General features: G+C 46.1%; 1 protein-coding gene. It reads right to left on the bottom strand.

Annotated elements, in window-relative coordinates:
* Positions 1-58 precede the first annotated feature (58 nt).
* On the bottom strand, positions 59-941 hold an 883-nt coding region (gene rsmC, locus EYS00_RS20395; RefSeq protein ID WP_130639740.1), incomplete at its 5' end, for a 16S rRNA (guanine(1207)-N(2))-methyltransferase RsmC.

The following is a 941-nucleotide window of genomic DNA, read 5'->3' on the forward strand; positions in this document are numbered from 1 at the left end:
ATTTGCGAGTAATTTGAGCGGAAAGTGCAGGCATTATCCTGCACTTGGAAGAGGTCGGTTATTTCGCTGCGTGATAGATAGCGAATTTTGTAGTCTTATTTAGAGTCGCGCATTTACCAAAGGCTTGCTCAATAATGGGTGGATATTTGAGGAAGCTGTTAGCCACAATGATTATTTCACCTTGAGCGTTCAGATAGCTTGGCGCATCGGCCAATAGTGTTTCTGTTGCGCTGTAGCTTGTGTCTAGACCTGAATGGAAAGGCGGGTTACTGATAATGAAGCGATAGTCCTTTGATGTGTCAGAGTAGACATCTGAAGCGAATACTCTGCCGTTTAGCCCATTGGCTGCCAATGTTGCTTTGCTTGATTCCACAGCAAAAGCACTGATGTCACACATCTCTAGCTCGATCTCTGGGTTACGCGAAGCCATTACAGCGCCAAGCACACCTGCACCACAACCAAAATCAAGCACCTTACCGTTTAGGCTTGGTAGTGTATCCAGCAGTAATTGGCTGCCGATATCAAACTCACCGTGGCTGAATACGCCGGGCAAGCTCTTAACGGTAAGTGATTGCTCACCAATGTTTACCGAGTAGGTTTTAAACCAGTCTTGAAGATTGAATGCTGGTGCTTGCTCTAGACATTGACCCCAATAGAATGAACAGCGGCGCGCGGAATCATATTTAACGACATTGCCGTATGTCTTGAACATCTTCTCGATACTCTTCACACCAGAGCGGTTTTCACCGACAACTACAATTTCAGTATCTTTACCTAGCTTCGCCATCAACATCGCCAATAAGAACTCTGCTTCCGCTTTGGCCTTCGGCCAGTACAGTAGAACGAGGTCTGCCTGAGTCTCTTCAGTGAACTCGGCACCGTAGAAACGTTGAATGGTGTGACAGTTTTCTAACTGACGGTAATAGCTGTAGTTTGAGGTA

It is taken from the genome of Alteromonas sp. KUL49, from assembly GCF_006538345.1.
Taxonomy (GTDB): Bacteria; Pseudomonadota; Gammaproteobacteria; order Enterobacterales; family Alteromonadaceae; genus Alteromonas.